Annotated in this window: 14 protein-coding genes; all 14 read left to right on the top strand. The window is 66.7% G+C overall.

Going from position 1 to position 15,838, the window contains the following annotated elements; translation table 11 throughout:
- On the top strand, nucleotides 1–501 hold a 501-nt coding region (locus tag VFW45_15065; GenBank protein ID HEU5182104.1), incomplete at its 5' end, for a hypothetical protein.
- 285 nt (nucleotides 502–786) lie between these two features.
- Nucleotides 787–2,913, top strand: a complete 2,127-nt coding sequence (locus tag VFW45_15060; protein ID HEU5182103.1) for a hypothetical protein — start codon at nucleotides 787–789, stop codon at nucleotides 2,911–2,913.
- A 278-nt stretch (nucleotides 2,914–3,191) separates the two neighbouring features.
- A complete protein-coding gene (gene had, locus VFW45_15055) occupies nucleotides 3,192–4,265 on the top strand; it encodes a 6-hydroxycyclohex-1-ene-1-carbonyl-CoA dehydrogenase (protein ID HEU5182102.1) in 1,074 nt (357 codons plus the stop codon).
- Between the two features lie 3 nt (nucleotides 4,266–4,268).
- Entirely contained in the window at nucleotides 4,269–5,375 is a 1,107-nt protein-coding gene (gene oah, locus VFW45_15050; protein ID HEU5182101.1) for a 6-oxocyclohex-1-ene-1-carbonyl-CoA hydratase, read from the top strand.
- Nucleotides 5,372–5,839, top strand: coding sequence for a GNAT family N-acetyltransferase (locus tag VFW45_15045; GenBank protein HEU5182100.1), 468 nt, complete (start codon nucleotides 5,372–5,374; stop codon nucleotides 5,837–5,839). The genes oah and VFW45_15045 overlap by 4 nt, the downstream gene beginning before the upstream one ends.
- Nucleotides 5,836–6,606 carry a cyclohexa-1,5-dienecarbonyl-CoA hydratase gene (locus VFW45_15040; GenBank protein ID HEU5182099.1) on the top strand — a complete coding sequence of 257 codons (771 nt, stop codon included), beginning with the start codon at nucleotides 5,836–5,838 and terminating at the stop codon, nucleotides 6,604–6,606. Before VFW45_15045 ends, VFW45_15040 begins: the two co-directional genes overlap by 4 nt.
- A complete protein-coding gene (gene bcrC / locus VFW45_15035; GenBank protein HEU5182098.1) occupies nucleotides 6,603–7,814 on the top strand; it encodes a benzoyl-CoA reductase subunit C in 1,212 nt (403 codons plus the stop codon). Before VFW45_15040 ends, bcrC begins: the two co-directional genes overlap by 4 nt.
- Nucleotides 7,798–9,105, top strand: coding sequence for a benzoyl-CoA reductase subunit B (bcrB, locus tag VFW45_15030; protein HEU5182097.1), 1,308 nt, complete (start codon nucleotides 7,798–7,800; stop codon nucleotides 9,103–9,105). Before bcrC ends, bcrB begins: the two co-directional genes overlap by 17 nt.
- Before the next feature lie 82 nt (nucleotides 9,106–9,187).
- Nucleotides 9,188–10,534 carry a BadF/BadG/BcrA/BcrD ATPase family protein gene (locus VFW45_15025; protein ID HEU5182096.1) on the top strand — a complete coding sequence of 449 codons (1,347 nt, stop codon included), beginning with the start codon at nucleotides 9,188–9,190 and terminating at the stop codon, nucleotides 10,532–10,534.
- Nucleotides 10,531–11,451, top strand: a complete 921-nt coding sequence (bcrD, locus tag VFW45_15020) for a benzoyl-CoA reductase subunit D (protein ID HEU5182095.1) — start codon at nucleotides 10,531–10,533, stop codon at nucleotides 11,449–11,451. Before VFW45_15025 ends, bcrD begins: the two co-directional genes overlap by 4 nt.
- A complete protein-coding gene (locus VFW45_15015) occupies nucleotides 11,448–12,191 on the top strand; it encodes an SDR family oxidoreductase (GenBank protein ID HEU5182094.1) in 744 nt (247 codons plus the stop codon). The genes bcrD and VFW45_15015 overlap by 4 nt, the downstream gene beginning before the upstream one ends.
- Nucleotides 12,184–12,675, top strand: a complete 492-nt coding sequence (locus tag VFW45_15010; protein ID HEU5182093.1) for a GNAT family N-acetyltransferase — start codon at nucleotides 12,184–12,186, stop codon at nucleotides 12,673–12,675. The genes VFW45_15015 and VFW45_15010 overlap by 8 nt, the downstream gene beginning before the upstream one ends.
- Nucleotides 12,672–13,127, top strand: coding sequence for an Rrf2 family transcriptional regulator (locus VFW45_15005; GenBank protein ID HEU5182092.1), 456 nt, complete (start codon nucleotides 12,672–12,674; stop codon nucleotides 13,125–13,127). Before VFW45_15010 ends, VFW45_15005 begins: the two co-directional genes overlap by 4 nt.
- Nucleotides 13,128–13,395: 268 nt before the next feature.
- The gene (locus tag VFW45_15000; protein ID HEU5182091.1) at nucleotides 13,396–15,801 is read left to right on the top strand and encodes an ABC transporter permease; all 2,406 of its coding nucleotides are present in this window, start codon (nucleotides 13,396–13,398) and stop codon (nucleotides 15,799–15,801) included.
- The last annotated feature ends 37 nt before the right edge of the window (nucleotides 15,802–15,838 follow it).

Here is a 15,838-nt window from a genome sequence, read left to right as displayed (position 1 = left end):
GAAGGGACGGATGACTGGTACGTCCCCGCCAAGGACGGCAGCGTCTGGTACTTCGGCGAGAAAACCGGGGAGTACGAGACCTTCAAGGGCGACCGGCCGGTGCTGCCCGAGCTGGTCAACATCGACGGTTCGTTCAAGCAGGATCGGGAAGGCGACAAGGGGGGCATCATCATGCTGGCTTCGCCGCACGTGGGGGATGCCTACCTGGAGGAGTTCTCGCTGGGGAATGCCGAGGATGTGACGGAGATCCTCTCCACGACCTACTCCTACGGAGTGGACCTGGTGCTGGACGAGGGAGTTCCCGCCGCCCTGGTCCAGCGCTTCTGCAAGGGAGACTGCATCGTCACCAAGAACTACTCGCTTCTGGAGCCGGGCCTGTTCGCGCGCAAGTACTATGCGCGAGGGGTCGGCACGATTCTTGAGATCGAGAACACCGGGGAAGTGGTGCAGCTTGTGGGCTGCAATTTCGACAGCCGCTGCTCCGGCCTCCCCAAGCCCTGAGCAGCTGATCCCTGCGAAGTGTCTTGAAAAAGGGCGGCCTGAGCCGCCCTTTTTCTTTTTCCTTACGGGAAAACCTTCGATTGCCTGAGCCCGGACGGGGACACCCTTGGACGCGACGGCAAAGAGCGACCGCGCGTCAGCGGCCGACCCTTGATCTTGGGGAAGCTCCTTCTGCTTCTGCGCACCCCGGCCGGGGGCGACCTCCGCTGATGCAAACGACTCCCCGATCTGGCTAGAATTGCGGCGGCTGAACGACGCCGTCCGCCACGCCGCCTCGGGAGATGAATGAGCTTGCCGCGGGAAGGGAACCGGGAGCTGCGGCTGGTCCTGGTCAGCTTCCTGATTCTCTTCCTGGAAATCGCCCTCATCCGCTTTCTCACCACCGAAATCCGCATCTTCGCCTACGTGAACAACCTGGTCCTGCTGGCCTGCTTTCTGGGAATGGGGCTGGGCTGCTGCCGCGCCAACGCGCGGGCGCCCCTCACGGCGGCGCTCGGCGGCCTGGCGGCGACGCTTCTGCTGCTCACGCTGCCGCTGAACGTCCGCTTCGAGGGGAAGTCGCTCCACCTGCTGCGCGGCACGCCGACGCTGTTGAGCGTCTTCTCCGATGCTCCCATCTGGTACGAGTTCCACGCCGGCAGCGAGGTCGCCGCCACGCTCCTCGGACTCGGCTCGACGCTGCTTGTCTTCATCCTGGTGCTCGTCATCCTGTTTCCCCTGGGACAGCTCATGGGCGGTCTCATGGATGAGCACTCGCGGATTCTGCGGGCTTATTCGATCAACGTGGCTGCGGGGCTGGCGGGATTGTGGGTCTTCACCGCTCTTTCCTTCGTGTCGTCGCCTCCCTGGATCTGGTTTCTCCTGGCGGCGGCGCTGCTGGCGGCCGCCGGCGGCTGGAGCCGCCGGGAGATCGCCGCCTTGGCCGCGCTGCTGGTCGCCGTGGGCTTCGTGGCCTGGTGGCCGGTCAGCGACGCGCAGCGGGTCGTCTGGTCGCCCTATCAGAAGCTCGAGCTGAAGCCGATCGAGGCGGGAGGGTTCCAGCGCGGCTATCTCCTGAACGTCAACAACGTCGGCTACATGGCGCTGCTGAACCTCTCGGATCGATTCATCGAGCAACATCGCGATCGGCTGGACCCCGCGCGACGCGACCTGAGCCAATACGACATTCCGTACCGGATCCAGAAAGACGCGCGGGAGGTCCTGATTGTAGGGGCGGGGGGAGGCAATGACGCCGCCGGAGCGCTGCGCGGCGGCGCCTCGAAGGTCACCGCGGTGGAGATCGATCCAGGAATCGTCGCGCTGGGACGCGCCTATCATCCGGAATCCCCCTACTCCGACCGGCGCGTCGCCCTCGTGGTGGACGACGCGCGCGCCTTCTTCAAGCGCGATGCGGGGCGCTACGACCTGATCTCGTTCGGGCTGCTGGACGCGCACGCGCAGTCGTCGAGCTACAACAATACGCGGCTGGACCATTACGTCTATACCGTGGAAAGCTTCAAGGCGGCGCGCGACCACCTGGCGGACAAGGGCATCCTGACGGTCTCCTTCGAGTCGCCCAGGCCCTGGATCACCGGACGGATCGGCGCCAATCTGAAACGGGCCTTCGGCCACGATCCGATCGCCTTCAAGATTCCGCCCAGCTCGTTCGGCTGGGGCGGGACGATGTTCGTCACGGCCCGGGACTCCGCGCTGGCGCGAAGCCTGATCGACCAGGATCCCGAGCTGCAGAGCTACGTCCAGGCGCATCCCCCCGTGCTGGAACCCCCGTCGCGCGAATCGACCGACGACTGGCCTTATCTTTATCTCGAGCGTCCGTCGATTCCGCGGCTCCATCTGCTGCTGTCCGGGGTCCTCCTCGTCCTCTTTGCGCTGCTCTACCGCGGGCTGCTTCCGAAGCCGCGCCGGGTCAGCCCGCATTTCTTCCTGCTGGGGGCCGCCTTCCTGCTCCTGGAATTCCAGAACATCAGCAAGAGCTCCCTGGTGCTGGGATCCACCTGGGTCGTGAGCGGCGTGACCATCTCGGTCATCCTGGGCCTCATCCTCCTGGCGAATCTGGCGGCATCGCGATGGACCCCGCGCGCCGCGATCCTCTATCCGATGCTGCTGGGATCGATCCTCGTCTCCTACCTGCTTCCGGTGGAAATCTTCGACGCGTACGGTTACTGGACGCGCGGCCTGCTGAGCGCGGTCGTGCTGAACCTGCCGATCTTCTTCGCCGGGATGGTGTTCATCGAATCGCTGCGTCGCGCCTCCAGGAAAGACCTGGCGCTGGGCTCGAATCTGCTCGGCGCGGGGGTGGGCGGCCTGCTCGAATCCCTCTCCTTCGTGATCGGCATCCAGGCGCAGCTGGCGGTGGTGGCGGTGCTGTACGCCCTGTCGTGGGCGGCGGGCATCCGCGATGAAGGCGGCTAGGAAAAGCAGGAAAGCTATTCAGTTTGCGACCAGGAGGAGGGGCGCCTCCGCAAGCTCGACCTGGAGCTCGACGGGCTCATGGAAGAGCTCAAGGAACAGTCGGCGCCATTCCGGTGATCGGGAAGCACGCGGCAAATCCGCGCAAAGCCTTGCAAGCAGATCGCGCCGGGAATGGGGTGGAAAAAGAAGCTTCTTGACTTTATATTTAGGAAATAGGTATCCTATTTCCGATTTGTCATCTTATATGCCCTCCCAGGGACCCAGAAGGGGCGGCGCCGATGGAAATCCAGGGCTGGATGGTTCGAAGCCGTAACGAGCCGATGACCTGGGAAACCCGCGATCAATCCGCCGGAAAGGGCGAGGTCACGGTCCGGGTGGAGGGCTGCGGCGTCTGCCACACGGATTTGGGCTTCTTCTACGAAGGTGTCCCCACCCGCAAGCCATTCCCCCTGACGCTCGGTCACGAGGTGAGCGGCACGGTCGTGCAGACCGGCGATGACACTTCCTCCTGGATGGGACGTCAGGTGATCGTCCCCGCCGTGATTCCATGTGGCCGCTGCCAGGTCTGCCGGGACGGTCACGGGTCGATTTGTCCCCGCCAGACCTTTCCAGGCTGCGATGTGCACGGCGGATTTGCCACCCATCTGATCGTGCCCGCCCACGGATTGTGCCCGGTGCCCGATCTCGGTGACCAGGAGGTCAACCGGTCCGGAGTCGACCTGGCCTCGTTGTCGGTGGTCGCCGACGCCGTCTCGACTCCCTATCAGGCCATTTTGCGCAGCGGGCTGAAGGCGGGCGATCTCGCGGTGTTCGTGGGCGTCGGCGGCGTGGGAGGCTTCGGCGCCCAGATTGCCGCCGCGCTCGGGGCGCACGTGGCGGCCATCGACGTGAGCGCCCAGCGGCTGGCTCTCATGGCCCGACACGGCTGCTCTCTCACGCTGCGCGCCGACCAGCTCGATGCCAAGGGACTGAAGGCGGCGTTGAAGAGCTTCGCCGAAGCACGCGATATTCCGACTTACCGGCAGAAGATCTTCGAAACCTCGGGCACCACGCAGGGCCAGACGACGGCGTTCGGCCTGCTGGGACATGGCGGGTATCTCGCAATCGTCGGATTTACCGCGCAGAAGATCGAGCTGCGGCTCTCCAACCTGATGGCGATGGACGCCACGGCGCAGGGGAACTGGGGCTGCCTGCCCGAGCACTATCCGGCCGTTGTCGATTTGATTCTCTCGGGGAAGGTCGCGCTTGGGGAGTTCCTCGAGCGCCGGCCTCTTGCCACCATCAACGAAGTCTTTCCTTTGATCCATGAGCGGAAGATCGCGCGACGCGTCATTCTGGTTCCGCAGGAGTAGAAAATGAACCTCAAGGATCACGATCTGGCAGCCGGCACGGAGCACTCGGGCGTCCGCTATGCCACGACGCCCCTGAAGCGCGCGGACGGCGCCGTGGCGGAAGGTCTCCACGTCGTCCGCATCACGCTCGACAATCCCGACCAGCTCAATTCCTACACCACCGAGATGGCCAAGGGGGTGATCCTCGGATTTCGACGCGCGTCCAATGATCGCCGCTGCGTGGCCGTCGTCCTCACGGGAAGCGGCCACCGCGCCTTCTGCACCGGTGGCAACACCGCCGAATATGCCGAGTACTACGCCGGCCGCCCGCAGGAATACCGCCTCTACATGCGGCTCTTCAACGATATGGTCAGCGCGATCCTGTCGTGCGACAAGCCGGTGATCTGCCGCGTCAACGGAATGCGCATCGCCGGCGGACAGGAGATCGGCATGGCCTGCGACTTCTCGGTGGCGCAGGACCTGGCGATGTTCGGCCAGGCGGGACCTCGGCACGGCTCGGCGCCGGACGGCGGAAGCACCGATTTCCTGCCACTGTTCGTCGGGGTGGAGGCGGCGATGGAGAGCTGCACGCTCTGCCAGCCGTGGAGCGCGCACAAGGCCTACCGCCTCGGACTCCTCACCCGAATCGTCCCCGCGTTGAAGGTCGACGGCTCGTTCGTTCCCAATCCGCTCGTGATCACGCAGCGCTACCTGGATTCCTTCGGAAGGGTCGCCCTGGGCGAGCGCCAGGAAGGGGCGGAGCTTTCCGTGGGGAAAGAGCTGCTCAAGCGGGGAGAGATTGATCTGACGCTGCTGGACGAAGCGGTCGACTCCCTGGCGCTGTCCCTGGCGATGACCATGCCGGGGTGCCTTGCCAAGACCTTGGAGAGCGTCCGAAAGCACAAGCTGGAGCATTGGGATCGGAACCGCGAATCGAATCGCGCCTGGCTGGCGCTCAACATGATGACCGAGGGGCGCGCCGGCTTCCGCGCCTTCCACGAAGGAGACAAGGAGCATCGCGAGGTCGACTTCCTGCTCCTTCGCCGGCGCCTGGCCGAAGGGTGCGACTGGAACGACGATCTCCTCCGGGAGCTGCTTTCCTCCGTCCACGGAGCGGGAGCGGCGAGGTGAGCAAGCAGGCCGTGGCGCAGCGCACGCGCGATTTGGGCCCCGCGGACCTCGCGGAGGTCATCCGGATCGACGCCTTGCACACGGGCAGGAAGAACCCCGGATATTGGAAGGGAGTCTTCAAGCGCTTCCTCGAGGATTCCGACGGCACGCCGCGCGTCGGATTGTGCGCCGAGGGGGAGCGCGGTCTCGTCGCCTTTCTCCTGGGCGAGGTGCGCGCCTTCGAGTTCGGCTCCGACATCTGCGGCTGGATCTTCGCGGTAGGAGTGGATCCGGCCCATATGCGCAAGGGAGTGGCCTCGGAGCTGCTCTCCGAGGCCTGCCGGCGCTTCAAGAAAGCCGGAGTCGAGCGCGTGCGGACGATGGTCGGCCGGGGCAACGTTCCGATTCTCTCCTTCTTCCGCTCCAATGGATTCGTGGGCGGAAGCTTCGTCCAGCTCGAGCTGGATTTGGAAAATCGAGCATGAGCGGGAATCCGGTGCGTCTCGAAGCTCTCGAAGGCGGCTCTCTCTGGCGGGTCTTCCTGGCGACTCCCAAGGCCAACATCCTGGACCGGGAGAAGGTCGAGGCGCTCTCGGCGATCTACGACCGGGCCCGGCGCGAGCCCTCGCTCAAGGCCGTCCTCCTGGAAGGCGACGGACCGCATTTCTCCTTCGGCGCCAGCGTCCAGGAGCATCTGCCGGAGCAATTCACGGCGATGCTGCACGGCTTTCACGGGCTCTTCTACCGGATGCTCGATGCGTCGGTCGTGACCCTCGCGGCGGTGCGCGGGCAATGCCTCGGCGGCGGGCTGGAGCTGGCCGCCTTTTGTCATCGGATCTTCGCTGCTCCGTCCGCCCGGTTCGGCCAGCCGGAGATCGTGCTGGGCGTCTTCGCCCCGGCCGCATCCGTGCTCCTGACGGAACGGATGACGCGGGGAGGCGCGGAGGACCTGCTGCTCTCCGGGCGCACCCTGGACGCCGCGGAGGCGCAGCGGCTGGGTCTCGTCGACGAGGTGGCCGAAGATCCCGCGCATGCGGCCCTCGACTACGCGCGACAACACTTGCTGCCCCGCTCCGCCTCGAGCCTGCGGCTGGCGGTTCGCGCGGCGCGCGCCGCCTTCGGCCGGAGATTCCGCGCGGAGCTGGCTGAGATCGAAAGGTCCTATTGCGAAGACCTGATGAAGACCTCCGATGCGGTCGAAGGACTTCAGGCGTTCCTGGAGAAGCGGCCGCCGGAGTGGAGGAACGCGTGAGAAGCCCGGCCGGCCCGGAAGGAGAGCTGGGGAAGATCGTCGGCATCGCCGAGAAGCTTTACCGGGACACGGCCCTCGGCTCGGTGCGCGAATGGAAGGGGCGCACGGGTTCTCTGGCGGTCGGCTTCATGCCCGTCTATATCCCGCGCGAGCTGCTGCACGCGCAAGGCGTGCTGCCGGTGGGCATCATGGGCGGCGGCGACAACCTGGAGATCATTCGCGGCGACGCCTACTACCAGTCCTACATCTGCCACATTCCGCGCAGCACGCTCGAAATGGGGCTCGACGGCAGCCTCGACGTCCTCGACGGGATGATCTTTCCGGCGACCTGCGACGTCATCCGGAATCTCTCCGGCATGTGGAAGCTCCAGTTTCCGCACAAGCTCTCGTTCTATCTCGACGTGCCCCAGGATTTCGATCGGGGCATCGGGGGGGAGTTCTACGGCCGCGCGCTGATGGATCTCTCCCGCGCGCTGACGGCCCGCGGCGCACGCCCCTACGAGGCGGCATCGCTGCGGAAATCGATTGCGCTGTACAACGCCAATCGCATGCAGGTGGAGTCGCTCTTCGATCTGCGGCGGCGGGAACCCTGGAAGGTCCCGACCAGCGAGCTGTATCTGCTCCTGCGCGCCGGCCAGGTCCTGTGCGTCGAGGACTTCACGAAGCTGCTCGCCGATTATGGCGAGGCGCTTGAAGCCGATACCACGCGCCGCATGATGGACCAGGCGCGCGTCGTCGTCACCGGCTCCTTTTGCGAGCAGCCTCCACTCGGATTGATTCGCACGCTGGAGCGCTCCGGCTGCTACATCGTGGACGACGACTTCGTCCAGGTGCACCGCTGGATTCGCGGCCCGATCCGCGAAACGGCCGACCCGCTCGACGCTCTGGTGGAAGCCTTCCTGGACCAGGGTGTGGACAGTCCCATCCGCTTCATCGCCGGGGGCGAGAAAGGAAGCGAGCTGGTGCGCCGCGTGCGGTGCGCGGGGGCCGAAGGGGTCGTCTTCTGCGCGGCCAGCTTCTGCGATCCCGCGCTGCTCGATCAGCCGATGGCGATCAAGGTCCTGGAAAAGGCGGGCGTCCCCTACACCGCCTTCAAGTTCGCCGAGAACAACGGGCAGTTCCAGGTCATCCGCGAGCAGACGGGAACGTTTGCCGATTCGATCAAGCTGTGGAGCGACGAGGGGAACCGCCATGCCGACGCCCATTGATCCGAAGGCTCCCGCGGTGTCCGCCGTGTGCAAGGAAGACAGCCAGCTGCGCCAGAAGCGGATGATTGCCGAGCACTATCACCGGCTCGCCGGCTGCCCCGGGTCCGGGGAGAAGAACGCCTACACCTTCGTCCCGGGCAACCTGACCGAGCTGCTGCGCTCGTTCGATCTCCTGCCGGTGCTTCCCGAGATCAACGCGCTGCAATCGGCGATGCGCGGGAAATCGCGCGAGTACATCGCCGTGGCCGAGAAGCTGGGCCACTCCGAGGATGTCTGCACCTACGTGAAGTGCGATCTCGGAATGATGAAATCGGGCAACGTCGGCCCGACCGGCGAGCGGCTCCCGGACCCGGACCTGCTCCTCCTTTCCTACACCGGCTGCTTCACCTTCATGAAGTGGTTCGAGATTCTCAAGGAGGAATACTCCTGTCCGGTGGCCATGCTGCACGTTCCCTACCAGGCGGATGGCGTCGTGACCGAGGAGATGCGCCGCTACGTCGTCGCGCAGCTGAAGGAGAAGATCATCCCTGCTCTGGAGTCGGTTTCCGGGAGGCGGTATGACGAGGACCGGTTACGAGAGATGCTGGCACTGTCGGCGCGCGCGGAAGACGATCTGGTGGCCGTCCTGGAATCTGCGAAGCATCGCCCTTCGCCCATCGACGCCTATTTCGGCGGCGTCTATTACATCGGTCCCATCTTCACCGCCTTTCGCGGAACGCCGGAGGCGGTGGATTACTACCGGACGCTGCGCGAGGAGGTCGAGGAGCGCAAGCGTCTGAACCTGGGCCCCGTGACGCCCGACGGCGCCGTGGATCGCGAGCGCTTCCGGCTGGTGGTGGAGGGACCGCCGAACTGGACCAGCTTCCGCGAGTTCTGGAAGATGTTCGCCGACGAGGGGGCGGTCGTCGTCGCTTCCACCTACACCAAGGTGGGCGGCGTGTACGACACGGGCTTCCGCCACGATCCCTCGCGCCCGCTCGAGACGCTGGCCGATTACTGCATGGGCTGCTACACCAACCTGAGCCTGCCAAGCCGCGTCGACATGCTCTCCCGCTACGTCAAGGACTACGACGCCGACGGGCTGCTCGTGAACTCGATCAAGAGCTGCAACTCCTTCAGCGCCGGCCAGCTCATGATCCTCCGCGAGGTGGAGAAGCGCACCGGCCGTCCCGGCGGTTTCATCGAGAGCGACCTGGTCGATCCCAGGTATTTTTCGGCGGCCAACATCAAGAACCGGCTCGAATCCTACTTCCAGATGATCGAGCAGAAGCGGATGCACGCGGTGCACTGATGCGCAACCAGGAAACGGGGAGCACCGGAGGCGCACGACGCGCCGGAAGCCAGTGGGAGCGGTCGGTGAACGGGGGCGGGGCATGAAGTGCTGCGTGGGAATCGACCTGGGCTCGACGACCACCAAGGCGGTCATCCTGGCGGAAAGCGGCGCCATCCTGGGCCGCGGCATCACCAACAGCCGGAGCAACTACAAGATAGCCTGCGACGTGGCGCTCTCCGAAGGGCTCATCGGCGCGCGCTTCGCCCTGGTCGCCTCAGCGCTGGAAGGGTCGGACCCCGCCGCCGGGAGCGGGCGCGCGCTCCTGGCCGAGCTGGAGCATGGGCTGCGCGAGCAGCAGTATCGCTCTCAGCTGCGGGTCCTGAGCGAGGTGATGCACCGGTTCATGGCCGAGGGTGATTCGGACGCGCTGCGCGAGGTCGTCGGGGAGATCCTCGCAGCCATGGAGCGGGGCGCGGCTGAGCTCTTCCGGTCGGGGGCCAGCCGCAAGAGCGATTTCTTCCGGGATCTCGCCGGGAGCATCTACCTGCGGCTCGCGGAGGAGGCGGCGAAGACCTCGCCGGTGGGATTCGACCGGCTGGTCGGTTTGTTCGACAAGGCGATTCTGGACGTGGAGAACCGTCCGACCGATGCGGGGAATTTCGGGCGCCATGCCCGGGCGGCGTTGTCGCGCCTGCCCGAAGCTCCGGCCGCGCTGACGCGGGCGGTGGAGGAGGTTGCCGAGGTGACGCTTGATCTCGCCTGCACCGTCGGCACCGGCTACGGGAGGGCCACGCTGCCGTTTCCCAAGGAACAGATCCGCTCCGAGATCCTCTGCCACGGCCTCGGGGCGCACGCCATGTTCCCCGGCACGCGCACCGTGCTCGACATCGGCGGACAGGACACCAAGGCGATCCAAGTGGACGCCGAAGGCATCGTGATCTCCTTCCAGATGAACGACCGCTGTGCCGCCGGCTGCGGCCGCTACCTCGGCTATATTGCCGACGAGATGAACCTGGGCGTCCAGGAGTTGGGGCCGATGGCTTGCCGCTCCAGCCGGCCGGTGCGCATCAACTCCACCTGCACCGTCTTCGCCGGCGCCGAGCTGCGCGAGCGTCTGTCGCTGGGAGAGAAGCGCGAGGACATCCTGGCGGGGCTGCACCGGGCGATCATCCTGCGCGCGCTGTCGCTGCTGGCGCGCTCGGGCGGCGTGAGCGACGAGTTCACCTTCACCGGCGGCGTGGCGAAGAACCCCGCCGCCGTGAGAGCGCTGCGCGGGCTCATCATCGACAACTACGGGGAGATGACGCTGAACATCTCGCCGGATTCGATCTACACGGGGGCCCTGGGCGCGGCGCTCTTCGCCCGGCGGGAGTGGCTGCGGCGGGGTTCGCCGGGAAGCGGGGAGGCGACCTCGGACCGGGGCGCTGAAGGCGGGAGAGCCGCATGAGCGCCGGGGCGCGGCAAGGAAGCCACCCTGTCTCATCCGCGCTATGCGTGGCGGGAATCGACGTGGGCTCCTCGGCCGTGAAGGTGGCGCTGCTGGAGGATACCGGGGAGGGAGCGGCGCGCGTTCTGCTGACCCGCTGCGAGCGGATCCGCCGGCGCGACTGCCAGAAGGTCGCCGACGACCTTTTCGGGGATTGCCTGAGTCAGGCCGGGCTGGCCCGTGAAGATCTCGCCTATATCGCGACCACGGGCGAGGGCGAGATGGTGCCGTTCCGCACCGGCCATTTCTACGGAATGACGACCCATGCCCGCGGCGGACTGTTCCTCGATCCCGAGGCGCGGTCCATTCTCGACATCGGCGCGCTCCACACCCGCGGCATCGTGATGGACCACCGGGCGAGAGTCCTCGGCTATCGCATGACCAGCCAGTGCGCCTCCGGCTCGGGTCAATTTCTCGAGAACATCAGCCGGTACCTGGGAATCACGCTGGATGAAATCGGCCCTCTGTCGAAGCAGGCCACGAAGCCGGAGACCTGCTCGTCGATCTGCGCCGTGCTGGCGGAGACCGACGTCATCAACATGGTGTCGCGCGGAGTCTCGACGCCCAACATCATCAAGGGGATTCATGAGTCGATGGCCGGAAGATACCTGCGCCTTCTCGTCTCCTCCTCGGCGCGGGGGGTGACCCTGGTCACCGGCGGATTGGCCGCCGACATCGGCCTGCTGGCGGCGCTGCAGGAGGCCGCCGAGGCGGAGAAAGCGCCCATCCAGATTCGCGCGCATCGTGATTCAGTCTTCGCCGGCGCTCTCGGCGCGAGCCTTTGGGGAGCCTACCGGGTGCGCAAGCTCGCGGCCCGGAGAATGGTGTTCGGCCAAGGGGACGGCACGACCACGGCGGTCGCCGGAGCCGGAGCATGACCCCGACCTCGGGACTCGCGGATCTCCTCTCTCTGAAGGGCAAGATCGCGCTCGTCACGGGCGGCGGGGGAGGAATCGGCTCCGCGATCGTGAAGCTTCTGCTGACGGCCGGATGCGAGGTCACCAGCCTCGATCGCCCCGGGATTGCCGCTCCGGAAGGGGCCGCCAGGCTGGAGTGCGATCTCGCCAGCCGCGAGTCGATCGACCGGCAGCTCGAGGCGTTCCGGCGCGAGCATGGACGCCTCGACATCCTGGTTCATGGCGCCGGGATCGCTCGGGACGCGGTGCTCTGGAAGCTCCCGGAGGCCGACTGGGACGCGGTGATGCGCATCAACCTCGATTCGGCCTTTCTCGTGCTCAAGCGGGTCGTCCCCTGGATGCGCGAGACGGGCGAGGGGGCCATCGTCCTCATCACCTCGATCAATGGGGAGCGGGGCCGGTTCGGCCAGACAAACTATGCCGCGAGCAAGGCCGGGCTCATCGGGCTGGGGCGCAGCGCCGCACGTGAGGTGGGACGGTTCGGGATCCGGGTCAACCTGATTTCTCCCGGGATGATTCACACGCCCATGACCGACGTCCTGCCCAGAGAGCATCGCGATCGGGCTGCGGAAGAGGCCGCGCTCGGCCGCATGGGCGACCCCGAGGATGTCGCCGGCGCCGTTCTATTCCTCGTCTCGCCTCTCGCCAGGCACATCACCGGGCAGGTCCTGCGAGTGGATGGAGGACAGCTCATTGCCTGAGAAACCGGAGGTCGCCATGGAGGACATCCATCCGGAGCGCGATGCGATCGTCGTGCGCAACCTGCGCCCGTCGGATTTGGAGTCGGTCATCGCGCTCGATGCGCGCATCGTGGGCCGTCGGCGTGACGAGTATTTCCGCGTCAAGCTGCGCGAGAGCCAGCAGGAGACGGGCATCAGGATCTCGCTCGCCGCGGAGCAGGGCGGCCGGTTCTGCGCGTTCCTGATCGCGAAGGTTTATTACGGCGAGTTCGGGATGCTCGAGCCGGTGGCGGTTCTCGACACGCTGGGAGTGCATCCCGCCTTTCGCGGCCGGGGTGTGGGCGCGGCGCTGCTATCTCAGCTCCGGACCAACCTGACGGGCCTCGGCGTGGCCTCGATTCGCACGGAGGTGAGCTGGGATGATCAACCCCTGCTCGGCTTCTTCCACCGGCAGGGCTTCCGCCCGTCCGCTCGCCTCTGCCTCGACCTGGATCTCAGGTCTTGAAGCTCAACAAGAGCACGCGCTACGCGCTGTATGCGGCTCTCGAGATGGCCCAGGCGGAGGACGACGCCCAGGTCACCGTCGCCCAGGTTGCCGGTCGCTATGGCGTTCCCGAGGCGGCTCTCGCGAAGGTGTTCCAGCGTCTCGTCCGCTCGGGGATCGCGACGGGAACGCGCGGTGTCGGCGGAGGCTACCGGCTCGCCAAGGAGCCGTCCAAAGTCACCGTCCTCGACGTTGTCAGCGCCTTCGAGCCTCCCCGACCTCTGCGCCAGTGCCTCATCCAGGACCGCCCCGAACCCTGCGCCAACCTACCCACCTGCCGGCTCAAGCGTCTCTTCGACGAGGTGGACGAGAACACCCGCAGCACGTTCGCGTCCGTCACGCTCGACACCCTCGCCGGCAAGCGCGGCCTCCTGCCGGTGCCGGCATCCGGACCCGGCCGCAAAGCAGGCTAGACGAGATTCCGGACGAGGCGCGGCGCTTTTCGGCCTTCAGCAGCCTGCCGGACTCGAGGAACATGGCGTCGGGACGGAAGGAGTGCCGCTCGGGCGCCGGCGCAATCGGCATCGTCCGGTTCCGGCCGCGTGAATTCCGGAAGCGGACGATGCCGGCCTGGGAAAAGAGGAGACCGCGAGGGGGCCCGGCGCGATCCTGACCTGGGAATGGTCTGGCATCGGACTTGCTGCTCCGTGGTCAGGATTTCTCTCTCGAAAGGAGGCTCTCGTGAGCGGATTCCTTCGCGATCTGCGCCTGGCCGCCCGCCGACTCGCCCACGCTCCCGGATTCTCGCTCGCCGTCGTCCTGACGCTCGCGCTGGGGATGGGCGCCAACACCACCATCTTCAGCTTCGTTCATGGGGTCCTGCTCCGGCCGCTGCCCTATCCGCGCCCGGATCGCCTGGTCTACGTCTGCGAGACCAATGTCGAGCAGCTGGGGAGCTGGTGCGCGGCTTCCCCCGCCAATGCGTCGGATTGGGCGCGCCGCAGCCGGACGCTGCAGGCGATCGGGTTGGCGAGAAGCTGGCCGTTCAGCGTGAAGCTGGCCGGCAAGACTCTCGGCACTCGCGGCGGAATCGCGACGCCCGGGTTCTTCCGGGCCTTCGAGGTCAAGCCGGCAACCGGCCGGACCTTCGAGGAGCCGGACATGCTTCCCGGGCGACAGCATGTCGCGCTCGTGAGCCATGCGTTCTGGCGGACGCACCTCGGGGGAGAGGCAGCCGCGGTGGGCCGCCGTCTCGACATCGACTCGGAGCCCTACGAGGTGATCGGGGTGCTGCCGGCGGGCTTCGAGGTGCAGAACCTCGAGTCCATCGACCTGTGGATTCCGCTTTGGCCGGAGCGCCAGGACAAGCGCGACTGGCGGGGGTTCATTCCATTCGCGCGCCTCGCGGACGGCGCCACCCTGGATCAGGCGCAATCCGAGATGGACACGCTACGGGCGCAGCTGGCCAAGGAGCATCCCGACACCAACGCCGGCTGGGGCGTCTCGGTGCAGTCGCTGGGCGAGCGGATCACCCGGCCGGTGCGTCCGGCGCTCCTGATCTTCCTGGGCGCGGTCGGGCTGGTCCTGCTGATCGCGTGCGCCAACGTGGCCAACCTGATGCTGGCGCGCTCGCTCGCGCAGGAGAAGGAGCAGGCGGTGCGCCTGGCCCTGGGCGCCAATCGCCTCGACTTGATGCGCACCATGCTGAGCGAGAGCCTCCTCCTGGCCGCGGCCGGAGCCTGCGTCGGAGCGCTGGTGGCTTTCTGGGCCGTCGACTTCTTCCTCAAATTGGCGCCCGACTGGTTCCCGCGCCTTCAGGATGTCCACGTGAGCCTTCCCGTGCTTGGCTTCACGATTCTGCTTTCCCTGCTCGTCAGTCTGCTCTCCGGGCTGATCCCGGCCCTCCATGGCAGCTCGGTGAGCCTCCAGGATGCCCTGAAGAGCTCGCGGGCGGCGAGCGAGCGGCCGCGCGGCGTGCGCATCCGCAACGGTCTGGTCGTGGGGGAAATCGCCCTGTCCCTGCTGCTGCTCATCGCCGCCGGATTGCTGATGCGTAGCTTCGCGAACCTGGTGGATTGGCAGCCCGGCTTCGATCGCCGGAACCTCGCCATCGTGCCTCTGTTCAGCTCTCCCGGAAAGTATCCCGAAGCCTCGCAGGTGGCTCAGCTGTTCCGGCGCGCCGCGGAAGAGGTGGCGTCGGTGCCGTCCGTCGTCTCGGTGGCGGAGGGCTCGGCCGTGCCGCTGTCGGGGGGAGACGGCGAGCAGGAGTTCACGATCGAAGGACGGCTGGTCCCGCCGGCCGGGAAACGGCCCTCGGTCGCCTGGTTCGACGTCGATCCAGGCTACTTCAAGACGCTCGGTATCCCGCTCCTGCGCGGCCGGAGCTTCACGCCCGAGGATGCGGCGGGGAAACCGAAGGTGGCCATTATCAACGAGACCATGGCGCGGCGTTTCTGGCCGGATGGAAACCCCATCGGCCAGCGCCTCCGGATGCTGCTGCATCAGGAGACCTTCGAAATCGTCGGCGTGGTGGGCGACGTCCGTCCCTTCAATCCCGACGAGCGCCCCGCACCCCAGATCTACTGGCCTTTCGCGCAGCTTCCACGCTGGGCCGTCCAGCTCATCGTGCGAACCTCCGGCGATCCCGAGCAGCAGACGGCCGCGATCCGCGCCCGTCTCGCCGGAGTGGACCCCGACATGGAGATCGGCCGCATCATGACGATGGAGAAGCTGGTGGGATATCAGCTGGTCAATCCGCGCTTCAACATGACCCTCATCGCCATCTTCGCGTTCATCGCGCTCTCGACCGCGGTGCTCGGCGTCTATGGCGTGATGGCCTTCACCGTCGCGCAGCGCACGCGGGAGATCGGCATCCGCCTGGCGATGGGAGCACCCCGCCAGGAGGTCATGCGGCTGGTGGTGGGGAAGGGGCTCGTCCTGTCGGCCTTCGGCGTCGCCATCGGTCTGGGGGGAGCCTGGGGGCTCACGCGCCTGTTGCGGAGCCTTCTAACCAACCTGGCGCCGACCGATCCCCTGACCTTCGTCGTCATGACGGCGCTGCTGGTCCTCGTCTCGCTCGCGGCCAGCTACCTTCCGGCGCGTCGCGCCGCCACGGTGGACCCGATCGTGGTCCTGCGGTGCGAGTAGGAAGGAGCGAGGTTCCGGACGGGGTGCCGGCGCAGCG

The organism is Candidatus Polarisedimenticolia bacterium (assembly GCA_035764505.1).
Lineage (GTDB): Bacteria > Acidobacteriota > Polarisedimenticolia > Gp22-AA2 > AA152 > AA152.
Note: the sequence above shows the minus strand (reverse complement) of the source record. Positions and strands in the feature narration are given on the sequence as shown.

Bases quoted from the DNA above. Each gene is read 5' to 3' on its own strand.
- had (HEU5182102.1), top strand. From the start codon at position 3,192: ATGGAAATCCAGGGCTGGATGGTTCGAAGCCGTAACGAGCCGATGACC.
- oah (HEU5182101.1), top strand. From the start codon at position 4,269: ATGAACCTCAAGGATCACGATCTGGCAGCCGGCACGGAGCACTCGGGC.
- VFW45_15060 (HEU5182103.1), top strand. From the start codon at position 787: ATGAGCTTGCCGCGGGAAGGGAACCGGGAGCTGCGGCTGGTCCTGGTC.
- VFW45_15025 (HEU5182096.1), top strand. From the start codon at position 9,188: ATGAAGTGCTGCGTGGGAATCGACCTGGGCTCGACGACCACCAAGGCG.
- VFW45_15040 (HEU5182099.1), top strand. From the start codon at position 5,836: ATGAGCGGGAATCCGGTGCGTCTCGAAGCTCTCGAAGGCGGCTCTCTC.
- bcrD (HEU5182095.1), top strand. From the start codon at position 10,531: ATGAGCGCCGGGGCGCGGCAAGGAAGCCACCCTGTCTCATCCGCGCTA.
- VFW45_15015 (HEU5182094.1), top strand. From the start codon at position 11,448: ATGACCCCGACCTCGGGACTCGCGGATCTCCTCTCTCTGAAGGGCAAG.
- bcrB (HEU5182097.1), top strand. From the start codon at position 7,798: ATGCCGACGCCCATTGATCCGAAGGCTCCCGCGGTGTCCGCCGTGTGC.